The 16,750-nt window shown below is 49.9% G+C and carries 15 protein-coding genes; 12 read left to right on the top strand and 3 right to left on the bottom strand.

Translation table 11 applies throughout. The features are described from left to right. Positions 1 to 24: 24 nt before the first annotated feature. Complete coding sequence (locus CIB36_RS11725; RefSeq protein WP_093989719.1) at positions 25 to 1,173, bottom strand: ROK family transcriptional regulator; 1,149 nt, start codon at positions 1,171 to 1,173, stop codon at positions 25 to 27. A gap of 180 nt (positions 1,174 to 1,353) precedes the next feature. Here CIB36_RS11725 and CIB36_RS11720 point away from each other — a divergent pair, with 180 nt between their 5' ends. Genes CIB36_RS11720 through CIB36_RS11710 form a run of 3 tightly spaced genes read left to right on the top strand, consistent with a single transcriptional unit; the run spans position 1,354 to position 5,897 of the window. After that, positions 1,354 to 2,055 carry an ABC transporter ATP-binding protein gene (locus tag CIB36_RS11720; protein ID WP_093989718.1) on the top strand — a complete coding sequence of 234 codons (702 nt, stop codon included), beginning with the start codon at positions 1,354 to 1,356 and terminating at the stop codon, positions 2,053 to 2,055. Next, the gene (locus CIB36_RS11715) at positions 2,049 to 5,399 is read left to right on the top strand and encodes an FtsX-like permease family protein (RefSeq protein ID WP_093989717.1); all 3,351 of its coding nucleotides are present in this window, start codon (positions 2,049 to 2,051) and stop codon (positions 5,397 to 5,399) included. The genes CIB36_RS11720 and CIB36_RS11715 overlap by 7 nt, the downstream gene beginning before the upstream one ends. A gap of 24 nt (positions 5,400 to 5,423) precedes the next feature. Continuing rightward, complete coding sequence (locus CIB36_RS11710) at positions 5,424 to 5,897, top strand: nucleoside-diphosphate kinase (protein WP_093989716.1); 474 nt, start codon at positions 5,424 to 5,426, stop codon at positions 5,895 to 5,897. A 127-nt stretch (positions 5,898 to 6,024) separates the two neighbouring features. Here CIB36_RS11710 and CIB36_RS11705 read toward each other — a convergent pair whose 3' ends face one another. Continuing rightward, positions 6,025 to 7,293 carry a DUF1015 domain-containing protein gene (locus tag CIB36_RS11705; protein ID WP_093989715.1) on the bottom strand — a complete coding sequence of 423 codons (1,269 nt, stop codon included), beginning with the start codon at positions 7,291 to 7,293 and terminating at the stop codon, positions 6,025 to 6,027. A 61-nt stretch (positions 7,294 to 7,354) separates the two neighbouring features. After that, positions 7,355 to 8,305 carry a hypothetical protein gene (locus tag CIB36_RS11700; protein WP_093989714.1) on the bottom strand — a complete coding sequence of 317 codons (951 nt, stop codon included), beginning with the start codon at positions 8,303 to 8,305 and terminating at the stop codon, positions 7,355 to 7,357. A 264-nt stretch (positions 8,306 to 8,569) separates the two neighbouring features. Here CIB36_RS11700 and CIB36_RS11695 point away from each other — a divergent pair, with 264 nt between their 5' ends. The 9 genes from CIB36_RS11695 (at position 8,570) to CIB36_RS11655 (ending at position 16,747) form a co-directional block, all read left to right on the top strand. Then, entirely contained in the window at positions 8,570 to 9,022 is a 453-nt protein-coding gene (locus tag CIB36_RS11695; RefSeq protein ID WP_093989713.1) for an NfeD family protein, read from the top strand. A gap of 15 nt (positions 9,023 to 9,037) precedes the next feature. Further along, positions 9,038 to 10,033, top strand: a complete 996-nt coding sequence (locus CIB36_RS11690) for an SPFH domain-containing protein (protein ID WP_093989712.1) — start codon at positions 9,038 to 9,040, stop codon at positions 10,031 to 10,033. 346 nt (positions 10,034 to 10,379) lie between these two features. After that, complete coding sequence (gene purE / locus CIB36_RS11685) at positions 10,380 to 10,877, top strand: 5-(carboxyamino)imidazole ribonucleotide mutase (RefSeq protein WP_093989711.1); 498 nt, start codon at positions 10,380 to 10,382, stop codon at positions 10,875 to 10,877. Between the two features lie 32 nt (positions 10,878 to 10,909). Then, positions 10,910 to 11,620 (top strand): phosphoribosylaminoimidazolesuccinocarboxamide synthase, encoded by a 711-nt coding sequence (gene purC / locus CIB36_RS11680; RefSeq protein WP_093989710.1) that lies wholly within the window; start codon positions 10,910 to 10,912, stop codon positions 11,618 to 11,620. 90 nt (positions 11,621 to 11,710) lie between these two features. Next, entirely contained in the window at positions 11,711 to 13,123 is a 1,413-nt protein-coding gene (locus CIB36_RS11675; protein ID WP_093989709.1) for an amidophosphoribosyltransferase, read from the top strand. A 36-nt stretch (positions 13,124 to 13,159) separates the two neighbouring features. Then, on the top strand, positions 13,160 to 14,194 hold the full coding sequence (gene purM, locus CIB36_RS11670) for a phosphoribosylformylglycinamidine cyclo-ligase (protein WP_093989708.1): 1,035 nt from the start codon (positions 13,160 to 13,162) through the stop codon (positions 14,192 to 14,194). Next, positions 14,188 to 14,814 carry a phosphoribosylglycinamide formyltransferase gene (gene purN, locus CIB36_RS11665; RefSeq protein ID WP_093989707.1) on the top strand — a complete coding sequence of 209 codons (627 nt, stop codon included), beginning with the start codon at positions 14,188 to 14,190 and terminating at the stop codon, positions 14,812 to 14,814. Before purM ends, purN begins: the two co-directional genes overlap by 7 nt. A gap of 15 nt (positions 14,815 to 14,829) precedes the next feature. After that, positions 14,830 to 15,546, top strand: a complete 717-nt coding sequence (locus CIB36_RS11660) for an IMP cyclohydrolase (RefSeq protein WP_093989706.1) — start codon at positions 14,830 to 14,832, stop codon at positions 15,544 to 15,546. Positions 15,547 to 15,571: 25 nt separating this feature from the next. Beyond that, a complete protein-coding gene (locus tag CIB36_RS11655) occupies positions 15,572 to 16,747 on the top strand; it encodes a phosphoribosylaminoimidazolecarboxamide formyltransferase (protein WP_093989705.1) in 1,176 nt (391 codons plus the stop codon). The last annotated feature ends 3 nt before the right edge of the window (positions 16,748 to 16,750 follow it).

Genomic DNA, 16,750 nt, shown 5'->3' with positions numbered 1-16,750 from the left:
TTAAAAAAGCTTCCTCGTTTTTTATTAAGAGTTTGCAAGCGCTTGGAAAAAGCCGTCGATGCACAGATCTGACGCCCCCAAAAGCGGACCGTCAGCCCCCATATCAGATAACAGGATATCCTGCGTTTCCGTGATCGGAAGCAAAATATTGTGCAATATCTCTGGAATCAGGTAAGGGAACGAGGATACGATCACCGAATTGATGATAATCACCTCGCTGTTTAAAATAAAGATAATATTTGCAATGCCTACAGCAAGATACCGCGCAAACTGCTCTAACACCGCAACTGCATGCGGGTCCTTCATCCGCACCATCGCGATAAACTCTTCGATCCGGCTGATCGGTTTTTGTAAATGGCAGTTCATGGCCTTGAGTACAGCGTCATTGCTGCAATATTGCTCCCAGCAGCCGTATTTTCCACAGGTGCACTGTTCTGTTTCGGTACAGTTGATGGTGTGATGCCCCAAAGCATTGGCAAACCCATGGTATCCCTGCACCAGCTTGCCGTTGGTAATTAACCCGGTGGAGATGACATCAGTAATATTGATGATCGCCAGTTCTTTATATTGGGGGTGTTGTTTTAATTCAGTCAGCGCGACCAAATTCCCGTCGTTATGAACGATGACCGGGACATGATAGCGGTCCTCCACCAAAGTTTTGATGTCTATATTGCTCCATTTTAAACGGGGGATATTCCGGATGGTCCCGTCTCGGTCCACCACCCCGCGCACCGAGATCCCGATCCCGATCAAGCCATAGGGCGATGGCTTTTGGGTGGCGATCAGCCTGTCCAGATACTGGTAAAGCTGCTTATAATTTTCAAGGAAATTCGTCCCTACCAACGGGATCACATAGTTGTCACGGAGCTCATTATTAAGATCCGTGACGATGACCCGGATCTTCGTCACGTCAAAATCAATAGCGATACAGTATCCTGCATCCGGGATCAATTCCAGCATGATCGGTTTTCTTCCCCCGGTAGAGGTACCAAGCTGAGTCTCCCGCAGAATATGCAGGTCCATCCACTCTTTCACGATGGTAGAAACAGTTGCTTTATTGAGCCTCATTTTCTCAGAGATCTCTGCCCGTGAGGTGTTCCGGTGCTGGCGGATATATTTCAGGATCTTCAGACGGTTATGGGCACGAATATCCTTAGTTTGCACGATTTTCATTTGATACATCCTTATACTCGACATTTTCTCTATGGGTATTGTAGCACAAATAGAGCATGATTTCAAATTTCTTTCTATTTCCGAGAATTGCTCACAATTTGTTGATATTTTCCCCTGTCAAAATATGCTATAATAGGCTTAAGAAAAAAGAAAATCAGGTGCGAAAGGGGCTGGAAAGGAATGGCCTTTGTTGAATTTCAAGACGTAACAAAGCTTTATCAGATGGGTGAAGTTCAGATCGCCGCCGCAGACGGGATCTCCTTTACGGCGGAGCAGGGCGAATTTGTGGTAATCGTAGGGCACAGCGGAGCCGGAAAAACAACGGTGCTGAACATGCTGGGCGGCATGGATACCTGCACCAGCGGAACGATCCTGCTGGATGGGAAAAATATCAGCAGCTATACCCCGCGCCAGTTGATCGAATACCGCAGATATGATATTGGATTCGTATTCCAGTTTTATAACCTTGTCCAAAACCTAACGGCTCTGGAAAATGTAGAACTGGCTTCCCAAATCTGCCGTGACCCGCTGGATGCAAAAACAGTACTGGAGGAGGTCGGCCTGGGCTCCAGATTATCCAACTTCCCGGCACAGCTTTCCGGCGGCGAACAGCAGCGGGTCGCGATTGCGCGTGCGATCGCCAAAAACCCCAAACTTTTGCTCTGCGACGAGCCCACCGGCGCGCTGGATTACCAAACCGGAAAGGCTATTTTGCAGCTTTTGCAGGACACCTGTAAAAAAAATGGTCAGACTGTGATCGTCATCACCCACAATCAGGCGTTTACCGCGATCGCCGACCGTGTTATTAAAATCAAAAGCGGAAAAGTAGTTGACATCATTTTAAATCCAAACCCTGTTTCTGCGGAAGGACTTGAATGGTAATGAAGACGATGTTCCATAAAGAGATCGCGCGCTCTGTCACCCATTCCCTGAGCCGTTTTTTCGCGATCCTGATGATCGTTGCGCTGGGGACCGGGTTTTACGTTGGGCTGCGTTCTACCTCACCCGATATGGAGACCACAGTGGACGCCTATGCGGATGATTCGCACATGATGGACATCCACGGGATTTCTACCCTTGGCTTTACTGAAAACGATGTTGCCGCCATCCGCCAGACGGAAGGCGTTGAAAACGTGATGGCTGGTTTCACCGCCGACGTGATCAGCCGGATGGAGGGAAAGGATCAGGTGATCCGCATCCATTCCCTGCCCCGCGACCTATCCGATGAAAACGGAGATTATCTAAACCGACCGGTACTGGTCAGCGGACGGATGCCCGAAAAAAGCGGAGAGTGCGTTGTCAGCAACCAGAAATTTTTCTCTGAAGGCGATGTACTGGGGACTACGATCTATCTGGAAGACACAGAAGGTGACCTTGCCGACCAGCTGAGCCAAACCGAATATACAGTTGTCGGTGTGGTGGATTCTGCCTACTATCTGTCATTTTCTCTTGGCAGCAGCGACCTTGGCAGCGGAAGCCTGGATTACTTTATGTATGTACCGGAGGAGGATTTTACCCAGTCCGTATATACAGACCTGTTCCTCACTGTAAAAGACGCGGCCGCTCTTTCCGCCTTCTCCGACGAGTATGCCGACCTGGTAGAACAAACCTCTGATCATCTCACCGACCTTGCCGAGGAGCGTACCCCGATCCGTTTGCAGGAGATCCGAGACGAGGCGCAGGAAGCGATCGACGACGCCCAGCAGGAATATGACGACGCCAAGGCGGAAAGCGACCAGAAATTTGCCGTGGCGGAACAAAAGCTAAAAGACGCCGAAGCTGAGATCGCTGAAAATGAAGAAAAGCTCGATGATGCTGAAACTACCCTTTCTGACGGCGAGCGTGCCTATCAGCAGGGGAAAAAAGAATATGAAGACGGTGTCACCCAGCTCAAACAGCAGAAAGAAGATACCGCCAAGCAGTTTGAGGAAGCTCAAAAACAGATCGACGAAGCGCGTCCGGGGCTGGAGGACAGCCTTTCTCAGCTGGAGGAGGCCCAGCAAAAGCTAACGGACCAAAAGCCGCAGATAGATGAGGCGCGAGAACTGTTAGACCAGCTGACCGCACAGCATATTGAACTGATCGACCAGCTCAATGCTGCGGAGGATGCCGGCGACGACGCCCTAACTGCCCAATTAGAGGCTCAGATCAAAGCCCTGACAGATCAGATCGATCCACTGGGGCAGACGATCCTGACCTATGATGCTTCACAGGAACAGGTGACAGCGCAGTTACAGCAGGTCAAGGATGGGATCACCCAGCTTGACGGCTCCCAAAAAGATCTGGACGAAGGGAAAAAGGGCGCTCAAAAACAGTTTGAGGAGGCTGAAAAAAAGCTTTCTGATGCAAAAACTAAGCTTGACAAAAGCCGCAAAGATCTGGATAATGGATATGCAGATCTAGAAACCGGCCGTCAGCAGCTTGCTGACGCAAAGCTGGAGGTAAAGAACGGCTGGGCTGAATATGAAGAGCAAAAGCTGGAAGCAGAAGATAAGCTTGCCGATGCGAAGCAAAAAATCGAGGATGGCAAGGCGGAACTGGACGACTTAGAAGAACCTACTTGGTACTGGCTCGACCGGAACACCAATGTGGGCTTTGCAAGCCTGACCAACGACGCTGACCGCATTGCTTCCCTTTCCACGGTGTTCCCTATCATTTTCTTTTTGGTAGCGGCTTTGGTGGCGCTGACCACCATGACACGTATGGTAGAGGAAGAACGCACCCTGATCGGGACTTACCGGGCATTGGGCTACAGCAATGTATCCATTATGTCCAAATACCTGATCTACGCGTTTTCAGCGACCCTGATCGGCTCGGTAATAGGGATCTTGATCTGCAATTTCTTCATTCCGATCGTGTGCTGGAACTCTTACCGGATCATATACACTGCGCCGGACATCATTACCCCGTTCCGTCCGCTTTACATCCTTGCGGGCTGCGGCGCGTCCCTGCTTTGTACCTTAGGGGCGACATTCTTATCCTGCTTCTCTACCCTGCGGGAAACTCCTGCGGCTTTGATGCAGCCTAAGGCGCCCAAAGCGGGAAAACGTATCTTGTTAGAGAAAATCCCCGCCATTTGGAAACGCTTTAACTTTATCCACAAGGTGACCGCCAGGAACCTGTTCCGTTACAAAAAACGGCTGTTTATGACCATTGTGGGAATCTCTGGATGTACTGCCCTGCTGCTCACCGGCTTTGGGATCAAAGATTCTGTGTCTGATATAGTTGGCTTGCAATACTCTAAGATTTTCCAGTATGATACCTCGGTCAGTTTAGGATCAGAGGAGGATTTGTCCGGCGATACCAAAGCCTTGCTGGAAAATCCCGATTATTTCACCCATATCCTTTCCCTGCATACCCAGTCTGTGGAACTAAAGGCTGGCAACAAAACTCAAACCGTAAACCTTACCATTCCAAAAGACAGTGCTGCTTTTTCAAGCTTTGTTTCCCTCCAGCCGCGAAATTCTAACCAGACGATCGCGTTTGGGACGGACAGTGCTGTCATTACAGAAAAAGCGGCAAAGCTGCTTGGAGTTTCGGTAGGAGATACGGTATCCTTCCAAAATAGCAAGGACCGATACTGCGACGTTACCATCACCGGTATCACAGAAAACTATATTGACCATTATTTATACCTGTCGCCCCAAATCTATGAACAGGTGAGCGGCGACAAACCAGAATACACCCAGATCTGGGCTAAATCCACCGCGGAGGACACCCAGACCGAAAACCGCCTGTCCGACCTTTTGCTCGCACAGGACGGGGTAAACACCGTCAACTTTATCAGCTCTCTGAGCGATAATTTTGACACAATGATCTCCAGCCTGAACTATGTGATCATGGTTATCGTCCTTTTTGCCGGGCTGCTGGCGTTCATTGTGCTTTATAACCTGACAAACATCAATATCACAGAGCGTCTGCGTGAAATCGCCACCATCAAGGTGCTGGGCTTCTATGACCGTGAAGTCAGCGCTTATATTTACCGGGAAACCGGCTTCCTCACCCTGCTGGGCGGGGCGCTGGGGCTTATTATGGGAGTCGTCCTGCACCGCTTCACTATTGCGACCGTTGAGGTGGACATGGTGATGTTTGGAAGGCAGATCGCGCCGATGAGCTTCATTTGGGCGATTTTGCTGACCGCTTTGTTTACGGTGTTGGTCGATCTGGTCATGTACCGGAAGCTGAAAAAGATCTCAATGGTAGAAAGCTTAAAATCCATTGAATAAAAAAGAAGAAAGAGGGACAAAACAATGTATTACAGCTTTATTATGTTAAAACCAGATGCTTTAAAACGCCATTTGGTGGAACAAATCATGCAGTATTTTAAAAAAGAAGGCATCGAGATAGAACGCCTTGGGTTTAAAAAAGTAGATGAGCAGCTAATCGACGTTCATTACGCACATGTGATCGAAAAATACGGCGATGTGTTCCGTTCCCGCTTAATGGACTATTTTAACGGACAGGATACTATCCCCATGATTTTAAAAAGTGGCAAGGAAAGCCTTGTGGCAGACATTCGCCGGATCGTTGGGGCGACCGACCCTTCTAAAGCTGACCATGGCACGATCCGTGGTGATTTGGGAGATGATTCCTTTGATCGTTGTGCCAGCGAAAACAGAAGCTGCTACAATTTGATCCATGCCAGCGACAGCTTTGAAAACGCAAAAGAAGAAACTGCCGTTTGGTTTGGAAAAGAAGTTTCCGAACAGTATTTCGGGAAATAAGGAGGATCGGGCCTATCCTAACGGGTCAGGCCCGATCCTCCTTTTCACTGTTCTCCAGTACGCCGCCAAAATTTCGGTTCAGCAAAAAAGCAGACAGGGAAGAACTTTCCTGTCTGCTTTTTTCATTCTATCTGATTTTTCTGGCTTCCAAATAAAAGCGCTTGTCACAAGCCTCTCCCATGGAAAAGGTCTTTCTTGGAAGCGCCCCGTCCAAAATAACGGTGCGGAACAGCTCCGACTTTTCCATGCAAGGCAACAGGAACCCAACGGCATCTTGGTGTTCCCTGCACAGGGATTCCACTACGGCTTCTCCATGGATATAATCCGTTTCACCGCCAAAGGTTTTGGTATATTGATCCAAAAAGTTTTGCAGTGTTCCAACTGCCAAATTGCTGTCTGGGTCGGGCACATTCAAGCATTCTTTCCGCTCGCCACACACCATGACAAGGCTCTGCCCGTCAGGTATTGCTTCTTCGGTAACAGACAGGGCTTTTTTCATCTCCTGCAGCAGATGGTCCGGATCTATCCCAAACACGACCCGATGGATCGCCTCAAATTCCAGAGAAGTGTCGTGGAGATTTACCAGCTCCACCAAAGCATAGCGCGCAGGATGGCAGCGGGCTGCTTCTCCCCCTAAGGTTTCTTTCAGCGCTTCATAGCAGGCCTTGGCTGTCGCCAGCGAATGGTTGCCGTCCCCTACTGCAAAAAGGAGAGGCGGACAGTCCTCTACCTGATAACGGCCGGAAAACGCTTTTGGGTCAGCAAGTGCTGCCAAAGCTACGGCAACCTGTTTCACAGCCTGTTCCGGAAGCCTCCAGCCTTTCAGGCGCCCGCTATCCTCCATTAAGGAAAAATCATAGACCTGCTCCCACTGCTCTGCCTGAGGTTGCAGAGGTTCTATCACGCTCTTCGCCGGATCGTCTACCAGCAGCATCACATGAGGCAGCTCCAGCGGAGCGTGTTCCCGGATCTTTACCCTTGGCGGGATCCGTTCCAGCACAGTTCCCTCTGTAGCGCGGATCAGGCTTTGAGAGCCTTTCTGATAATCATACTCCTCTAAATCAACTCTGCCGATCAGCCCACGGCGAACCGCGCCGTTTCGCAGGGTGCGCTCTACATAAAACATGCTGTCCGGATAGGAGGCAAACACCCCTCCATCCAGATATTCCTCCATGGTCCGGTTGATCTGCTCGATCTTTTTTGTAAAGTCGGCTGTCTTTAATTCCGCCTCTGGAAAGATCAGGTGGTAGGCAGAAACCTCCCGCTCTGTTTTATTCCTCACCCTTTCCCAATATTTGGGTTCAGACGTGTACTGGTCGCAAGCCACTACACTGAAACGGGTCAAATCAGTCCCCCGTTTCGGCAAAAGGATGTCTGCTGTCAAAAAATGCTCCATGGTAAGCCTCCTCATTCAAGCAGCCCGCCGGACTGGCAGGCTGTTCGTTTTGATCTCCCTGTTAAAATAAGCCTTCCTGTTCAATGGAAGTCGCAATTCCCTCCTCAAAATCAATAGAGATGATCGCAGAGGGGCGATACTCCCCGATCCAAACAGCGGTAAAACTGGCGCCCTCCTGCGCCACGACTTGGCCGTCGCCCCCAATGATCGCACTGATCTCTGCGTAGTCCATCCCTTCTTTCAGCTGAGCAAACTCCGCATTGGAGACCCCGTTTGGATAAAGAGACTCTCCTTCATCCTCTGGGATATCCTGCTGTGAGCCGTCTTCCTGAGAATAACGGTTCAAAAAGTCATCAAAGCTTTCATACTGATCGTATTGCTCATAATAAGCAGAATCACTTCCCGATCCATAGGAATCGGCAGCATCGATAATAGTGTTTGTCAGCCCAAACAGGAAAACAAAATACCCCACAAGCAAACCAACCGGGATCAAAATCGCCAAAAGGATCACCAGCACAATCACCCATGTTTTCGTCTTTGGCTGCGGCGGCTGTTGAGGCGCGCCCACCCAGCCCTGTGGCTGAGAAGCGTTCCACTGCCCGGCGCCCTGCCAGCCTGCCTGCTGGCTTCTTCCAACAAAATACCCGCATTGGCCGCAATAATCCCCGCGCAGGACGTTCCCGCACTTCGGGCATATCCCGTAGGGACGGCGGTCTTCTGGGTTCCACTGAGCATACGGGCCGGTCTGTTGCTCAGGCTGTTCCCGATAAGGCGCGGGGACATCTTGAGCATATCCCTGCGTTTCCGGCGCGGGAGGCTGCGAATATGTATTGCCCGTCATTGGTTCTGCCACATCCTGTACAAAAGGCTGAGCGCCCTGTGGAAACTGCATTTGCCGAAGCTGGCTGCGATTTGGAAAATAATCGAATTTTGTATAGTCAACGGCTGCGGGGGTCTGGCACTTTGGACAAACGGCCCCTTCATATTCTGCCCCACAAACTTTACAAATCATTGTAACGGATCTCCTTTATCATGATCATTTTCATGTCAATTCCTCTGTATTTTTATTATAGCAAATCCCGCGGTAAAAGTAAATCTGCTTTTCTCCCTTGGCCGTGACAAAACAATGACGAACCTGTGAAAATTTTGAAAAATCGGTTTCAAGCAGGTTTTCCTGCCAAAGGAAAATCCTGTTCACCGCAAAATATTCGTTGAAACCGTTACCGTTTCGTGTTACAATGAGGAAAACAAGGGAACGATATTTAGGAGGTGTTCCATGTACGAACTCATTTTTTGGGGTATTTTGTTCATTGCAACAGTTGTCATTGAATCCATGACAGTGCAGCTTATCTCGATCTGGTTTTCTGTAGGAAGTGCGGCGGCCTTTATTGCCGCAGTATTCCATGCGCCGCTTTCAGTACAGCTAATCTTGTTTTTGGTACTTTCGGTGCTGCTTTTGATCTGCACGCGGCCGTTAGTACGCAAAATCAGCACAAAACCGCAGCCGACCAATGCCGACGCGCTGATTGGAAAAGCAGGGATCGTAACAGAAACGATCGACAATCTGCAAAACCGCGGAAGAGCAAAAATAGACGGCTTAAGCTGGAATGCCCGCAGTACAGATTCCTCTTTGATCGAAGAGGGAGCCGCCGTGAAGGTAGTCCGTTTGGAGGGCGTGACCGCATACGTTGAAAGACTGATGGAAGCAATCCCACCGTCAAAATCATAAAAGGAGGAGCATATTATGTCTTCATTTATTCCACTATTGTCTGAATTTACCATTGTGTTAATCATTTTATTGTTAATTCTTATCTTCCTGATCACCCGGATCAAGATCGTTCCGCAAGCGCAGGTATTTGTGATTGAACGCTTGGGGACCTATCACACGACCTGGTCTACCGGAATCCATTTCCTGATCCCATTCATCGACCGGATTGCGAAAAAGGTTTCCTTAAAAGAATTTGTAGTAGATTTTAAGCCACAGCCGGTTATCACTAAGGACAACGTCACTATGCAAATTGACACGGTAGTTTTCTATCAAGTGATCGACGCAAAGTTGTTTACCTATGGTGTAGAACGGCCGATGTCCGCTATCGAAAACCTGACCGCGACTACCCTTCGCAACATCATCGGGGATCTGGAATTAGACCATACGCTGACCTCCCGCGACTTTATCAACAGCAAAATCACGGCGATCTTAGATGAATCCACCGATCGCTGGGGGATCAAAGTCAACCGGGTAGAGCTAAAAAACATCATCCCGCCTGCTGAAATTCAGGACGCTATGGAAAAACAGATGAAAGCAGAACGGGAACGCCGTGAAGCGATCCTGCGTGCAGAAGGGGAAAAGAAAAGCTCCGTCTTAGTTGCGGAAGGGCAGAAAGAAAGCCGTATTTTAGAAGCCCAGGCGCAAAAGGAAAGCCAGATCCTGCGCGCAGAAGCAGAAAAGCAGGCCACCATTTTAAAAGCAGAAGCGGTCAAGGAACAGAAGATCCGCGAGGCGCAGGGGGAATCCCAGGCGATCGAAATGGTACAGAAGGCTTTAGCAGACAGTATCACCCTGTTAAACCAGGCCAATCCAAACGACCAGGTCCTGGCTCTCAAAAGCTTAGAAGCCTTTGCCAAAGCCGCTGACGGGAAAGCCACCAAGATCATTATCCCAAGTAATATGCAGGGGTTTGCTGGTTTGGCTACCTCGGCCAAAGAATTGTTCAGCGATATGGAAGCCTCCGGAAAATAGCTACCGGAGGGCTTGTATATAATCACCATTTATTCCCGCTAAAACGACAGGAAAATTCAAAGTTTCGGATATTGCATTCTTCCTAAAAATAAGGTAAACTTAAAGGGTAACATCCGCTTGAGTCCATGAAGGAGGAGCATGCAATGACTTGGTGCATATCAATGTGTCATAATAACATGACCGTGCCTTGTCATACTCTGAGTGCGCCTTTTTCACAGGAAGTCTATGCGGGGATCAGTGTACAGTAATAGAAAAGCTGCGATTTTTTTCGCAGCTTTCTTTTATTGTTTTAGACAAAACAGATGGGGGCTTCCCCGATTATGAGGAAAAGTGAGGAATCTTGAGAATGTCAGACAAGAAAAAAGTTGCTGTTATCATGGGCAGTGACAGCGATCTGCCGGTTTTAAAAAATACGATCAATACCTTAAAGAGTTTTGGGATCCCAGTCGAAACACACATCATGTCCGCCCACCGTACCCCGGCGCAGGCATGTGAGTTTTCTTCCCATGCACGGGAAAACGGGTTTGGCGTGATCATTGCAGCGGCTGGAAAAGCGGCGCATCTGGCAGGAGTTTTGGCGGCGCACACCACCTTGCCGGTCATTGGTATTCCGATCAAAGCTTCTACACTGGACGGATTGGATGCTCTTCTTTCCACGGTCCAGATGCCAAAGGGTATCCCGGTAGCTACCGTTGCGATCGACGGCGCAGACAACGCGGCGATCTTAGCGGCGCAGATGCTGGCGATCGCCGATGAAGAACTGGCGCAGCAGCTTGCCCAAATGAAAGAAAACATGACCGCAGAGGTCGTGGCAAAGGACCAGAAATTACAGCAGGAACTGTAAAAGGATAGAGGGAAAACAAGGAGGAAATGACAATGAACAAAGTAACCCAGTTGTATGAAGGAAAGGCAAAAAAAGTATGGACCACAGAAGATCCGGAATTATTGATCGTGGATTACAAGGATGATGCCACCGCTGGAAACGGCGCGAAAAAAGGCACCATCCACGACAAGGGGATCATCAACAACCGCGTCACCAACCACCTGATGAAAATGCTGGAAAAGGAAGGCGTTCCGACCCATCTGGTAGAAGAGATCTCTGACCGCGAAACCATTGTAAAGAAAGTGACGATTGTTCCGCTGGAAGTAATCGTCAGAAACATTGCGGCTGGCTCTCTTTCCAAACGCATCGGCCTGCCGGAAGGCACCCCAATGAAAAAGACCGTGCTGGAATACTGCTATAAGGACGACGCGCTTGGCGACCCAATGGTAAATGAATACCATATCCTTGCTATGGAATGGTGCACCAAGGAAGAGTTAGACCTGATCGCTAAATATGCGCTGAAGGTAAACGAAGTCCTCTCTGCTTACTTAAAAGAAGTAAATATCCAGCTGATCGACTTCAAACTGGAATTTGGAAAACTCAGCGACGGCACTATCGTTCTGGCTGATGAAATTTCTCCGGATACCTGCCGCTTCTGGGATACTGTGACCCACGAAAAACTGGACAAAGACCGTTTCAGACGAGATATGGGCGGCGAAGAGGACGCTTACAAAGAAGTTATGAAACGCTTAATGGGCGAATAATAAACCTTTTCGGAAGATCTGGGCAGCAAATCCCTGCTGCCCTCTTCCTGTTTTCGAAGCACAAAAGAGTAAGAAGAAGGATGTGTTATCATGGGTGGAATTTTTGGGGCTGTTTCTAAAACGGACTGTGTTATGGACGTCTTTTTTGGAACAGACTACCACTCCCATCTGGGGACCCGGCGCGGCGGCATGGCAATGTATACCGGCAAAGGCTTTGAACGCGCGATCCACAATATTGAAAATTCCCCGTTCCGTACAAAATTTGAGCGGGATATCTTAGAGATGAACGGCTGTATGGGGATCGGCTGTATCAGTGACAATGAACCCCAGCCTTTGATCGTCCGTTCCCATTTGGGCAGCTATGCTATTACCACAGTGGGCAGGATCAACAATGAAAAAGAATTGCTGGAGCAGGCTTTCAAAAATGGGATGTCCCATTTTCTGGAGATGAGCGGAGAACGCATCAATGCGACAGAGCTGGTCGCTTCCCTGATCAACCAGAAGGATACCCTGGAAGAAGGGATCCGCTATGCGCAGGATATGATCGATGGCTCCATGACCCTGCTGTTGCTGACACAGGACGGGCTTTATGCGGCGCGTGACCGTATGGGACGCACCCCGATGATCCTTGGGCAGAAAGAAGGCGCTTTCTGCGCCTCCTTTGAGTCCTTTGCCTTTTTAAACCTCGGCTATCGTCCGGAACGGGAACTGGGTGCCGGTGAGATCGTATTCATCACCCCGGATGGTGTAACGATCAAAATGCCGCCCCACAAAAAGAAAAAGGTATGCGCGTTCCTTTGGACTTATTACGGCTATCCGACCTCCTGCTATGAGGGCGTAGATGTAGAGCAGATGCGCTATCGCTGCGGGGAGATCCTTGCCAAAGACGATATTGAAGTCAATATCGATTCCGTCGCCGGCGTACCTGATTCCGGGGTCGCCCATGCGATCGGCTATGCCAACCAGTCTGGGATCCCGTTCGCGCGGCCGTTTATCAAATATACTCCTACCTGGCCCAGAAGCTTTATGCCGCCGAAGCAGTCTATGCGCAATCAAATCGCGCATATGAAGCTGATCCCAGTCGATTCCCTGATTCGGGACAAAAAGCTTTTGTTTATCGACGATTCTATCGTCCGGGGAACCCAAATGCGGGAAACGGTTGAATTTTTATATGAAAGCGGTGCAAAAGAGGTACATATCCGTTCCGCATGTCCACCGATCATGTATGGCTGCAAGTATTTGAATTTCTCCCGTTCCACCTCTGAAATGGATCTGATCACCCGTCGTACCATCGCGGAGCTGGAAGGCACGGAAGATGTTTCGGAAGAAACGGTACAGCAGTACAGCGATTTTTCCTGCCCAAAATACCACCAGATGATCGAAAAAATCTGTGAAAAGCTGAATTTTACCTCCCTGCGCTACCAATCCTTGCAGGGAATGCTCGATTCGATCGGCATTGATCCGGAAGATGTCTGCACTTATTGCTGGAACGGAAAAGAATAGTGGTTAAGATCTTAATAGATCAGAAAGGATGACGATATGAAAAGCTTCAGCGAAAGCTATAAAGAAGCCGGCGTTGATGTTACCGCCGGTTACAAAGCAGTAGAACTGATGAAAATGCACGTTGCAAAAACCATGACCAAGGGCGCTTTATCCGGGCTTGGCGGCTTCGGCGGCCTGTTTGAACTGGATCTGACCGGGATCCAAAAGCCAGTACTGGTTTCCGGCACAGACGGCGTAGGCACCAAATTAAAGCTTGCCTTTTTGATGGATAAGCACAACACTGTTGGGATCGATTGTGTTGCGATGTGCGTCAACGATATTATTTGCTGCGGGGCGAAGCCTTTGTTTTTCCTCGATTACATCGCACTGGGCAAAAACATCCCGGAAAAAGTAGCTGACATCGTTTCCGGTGTGGCAGAGGGCTGTGTGCAGGCAGGCGCGGCGCTGATCGGCGGAGAAACCGCGGAAATGCCCGGTTTCTACCCGGTTGATGAATACGATCTGGCTGGGTTCTCTGTTGGCGTAGTGGACAAGGAAAAAGTTCTTCATCCGGAATATCAAAAAGCCGGCGACGTTCTGATCGCGCTTCCCTCCAGTGGGGTACACTCCAACGGGTTCAGCCTGGTGCGTAAAGTGTTTGACGTAGAGCACGCCGACCTGAAAACTGTAGTGCCGGAACTGGGCGCTTCCTTAGGCGACACTCTGCTCACCCCGACTAAAATTTATGTAAAACCGATCCTGAAACTGCTGGAAGACGTAGAGGTCCACGCGATTTCCCACATCACCGGCGGCGGATTTTATGAAAATATCCCGCGGTCTATCCCGAAACACCTCTCTGCGAAGATCGACCGCAGCGCTGTCCGTGTTCTGCCGATCTTCGAGCATATCATGAAAACCGGCAATATCCCGGAACGCGACATGTTTAATACCTTCAACATGGGCGTCGGTATGATCGTATCCGTATCCCCGGAATTCGCTGACCAGGCGCTTGCCAGCCTGAAAGCCTCCGGTGAAGACGCTTATGTGATCGGGGAGTTGGTAAACGGAGAAAACGGGGTCGAAATATGCTAAAGATCGTTGTCTTAGTATCGGGCGGCGGGACCAATCTTCAGGCGCTGATCGACGCGCAGGAAGCCGGAATTATAAAAAATGGCAAAATCAGCTGCGTGATCTCCTCCAATCCGTCCGCCTACGCGCTGGAACGCGCGAAACAGCACGGTATCGCCACGGTGGTATTAAACCGCAAGGAATATCCGGACGTTGCTTCGTACAGCCAAGCGGTCCTGCACACTTTGCAGGAGCAAGAGGCAGATCTGGTGGTATATGCCGGATTTATGACGATTTTGGATGAAAGCGTATGCAACGCCTATCCCAATAAAATGATGAACGTCCACCCTGCCCTAATCCCCAGCTTCTGCGGAAAAGGGTTTTACGGGCTTCACGTCCACGAGGCCGCACTGCAAAAAGGGGTCAAGCTGACCGGCGCGACGGTTCACTTTGTAACGGCTGTCTGTGACGGCGGGCCGATCATCCTGCAAAAGGCAGTGGCGGTAAAGGACAACGACACCCCCGAAACCCTGCAGCGCAGAGTGATGGAAGAAGCGGAATGGGAAATCCTGCCGAAAGCGGTTTCCCTGTTCTGCGAAGGGAAAATAAAAGTAACCGACCAGAAAGTATCTATTACGGACTAGAAAGGATTTGACTTTATGAAATTTGTTGAGATCCAGCCGGAGCTCTCCTCCAATACCTATCCGGGCCGCGGAATCATCTTAGGACTTACCCCCGACGGAAACCATGCCGCAATCGCTTACTTTATCATGGGACGGAGTGAAAATTCCAGAAATCGCGTCTTTGTATACGAGGGGCGCGGACTGCGCACACAAGCGTTTGACCCGGCAAAATTATCCGACCCATCTTTAATTATCTATTCCCCGGTCCGAGTTTTAGACAACCACACCATTGTAACTAACGGCGACCAGACCGACACGGTTTATGATTTTATGGCAGACGGGAAAACCTTTGCGGATGCTTTGCGCACCCGCACCTTTGAACCGGACGCGCCGAACTTTACCCCAAGGATTTCCGGCCTTGTCACCGTATCGGACGGCGGGTTTTCCTATCAGCTTTCTATCCTGAAAAGCAACAACAGCAATCCGGATTCCGCCCAGCGCTTTTTCTATGAATACGCGCAGCCGGTCGCTGGAGAAGGTCACTTTATCCACACCTATGTCTGCGATGGGAACCCCATCCCATCCTATGAGGGCGAACCGACCGGCGTTGTGATTGCTGACAATGATCTGGATGCGTTCACAAACCTCATTTGGGATAGCTTAAATGAAGAAAACAAGGTTTCCTTGTTTACCCGCTTTATCGACCTTACAACGGGTGCGGTAGAAAGCAGAATCATCAACAAAAACCAATAAGCAAAACGGAAAAGGAGCGTTACTCATGGCAACAGAGCTTTCTTTAAAATATGGCTGTAATCCCAACCAAAAGCCTTCCCGCATATTTATGCAGGAGGGGGAACTGCCAATCGAGGTGCTGAACGGGAAACCGGGATACATCAATTTCTTAGACGCCTTTAACAGCTGGCAGCTTGTCAAAGAATTAAAACAGGCAACCGGTCTTCCGGCGGCGGCTTCCTTTAAGCACGTCAGCCCGGCCGGCGCGGCGGTGGCTGTGCCGATGTCCGATACCCTGAAAAAGATCTACTTTGTAGATGACCTCACCCTTTCCCCGCTCGCTACCGCTTACGCACGGGCACGCGGTGCGGACAGAATGTCCTCTTACGGGGATTTCATTGCGCTGAGCGACATCTGCGACAAGGAAACCGCCCTGCTGATCCAGCGGGAAGTTTCCGACGGGATCATTGCGCCGGGATACACCGACGAAGCGCTGGAGATCCTGAAATCCAAGCGCAAGGGCACCTACAATATCGTGAAAATTGATGAAGCTTATCAGCCTGCTCCGATCGAGCACAAGGACTGCTTTGGCATCACCTTTGAACAGGGCAGAAACGAATTGAAAATCGACGGCGAGCTGCTGGGCAATTTGGTCACCGAAACAAAAAACCTGACTGAAGAAGCAAAACGCGACCTGATCATTTCTTTGATCACCCTAAAATACACCCAGTCCAATTCTGTCTGCTATGCAAAGGACGGACAGGCTATCGGCATCGGTGCCGGACAGCAGTCCCGCATCCATTGCACCCGTTTGGCCGGGAACAAAGCGGACATCTGGTTCCTGCGTCAACATCCGAAAGTCCTTGCCCTGCTGTTTAAGGCGGACATCCGCCGCCCTGACCGCGACAACACCATTGACGTGTACATCTCGGACGATTATGAAGACGTGATCGGCGACGATAACTGGCAGCTCATGTTTACTAGCCAGCCGGAACCGCTGACCCGGGAAGAGAAAAAAGAATGGCTTAGCCAGATGAGCGGCGTTTCCCTTGGCTCTGACGCGTTCTTCCCATTCGGCGACAATATTGAACGGGCACATCGTAGCGGCGTGGAATTTATTGCGCAGCCGGGCGGCTCTATCCGCGACGACCATGTGATTGACACCTGCAACAAATACGGCATCACCATGGCCTTTACCGGGATCCGTCTGTTCCACCACTAATCT

The organism is Massiliimalia timonensis, from assembly GCF_900186585.1.
GTDB classification, from domain to species: Bacteria; Bacillota; Clostridia; order Oscillospirales; family Ruminococcaceae; genus Massiliimalia; species Massiliimalia timonensis.
Note: the sequence above shows the minus strand (reverse complement) of the source record. Positions and strands in the feature narration are given on the sequence as shown.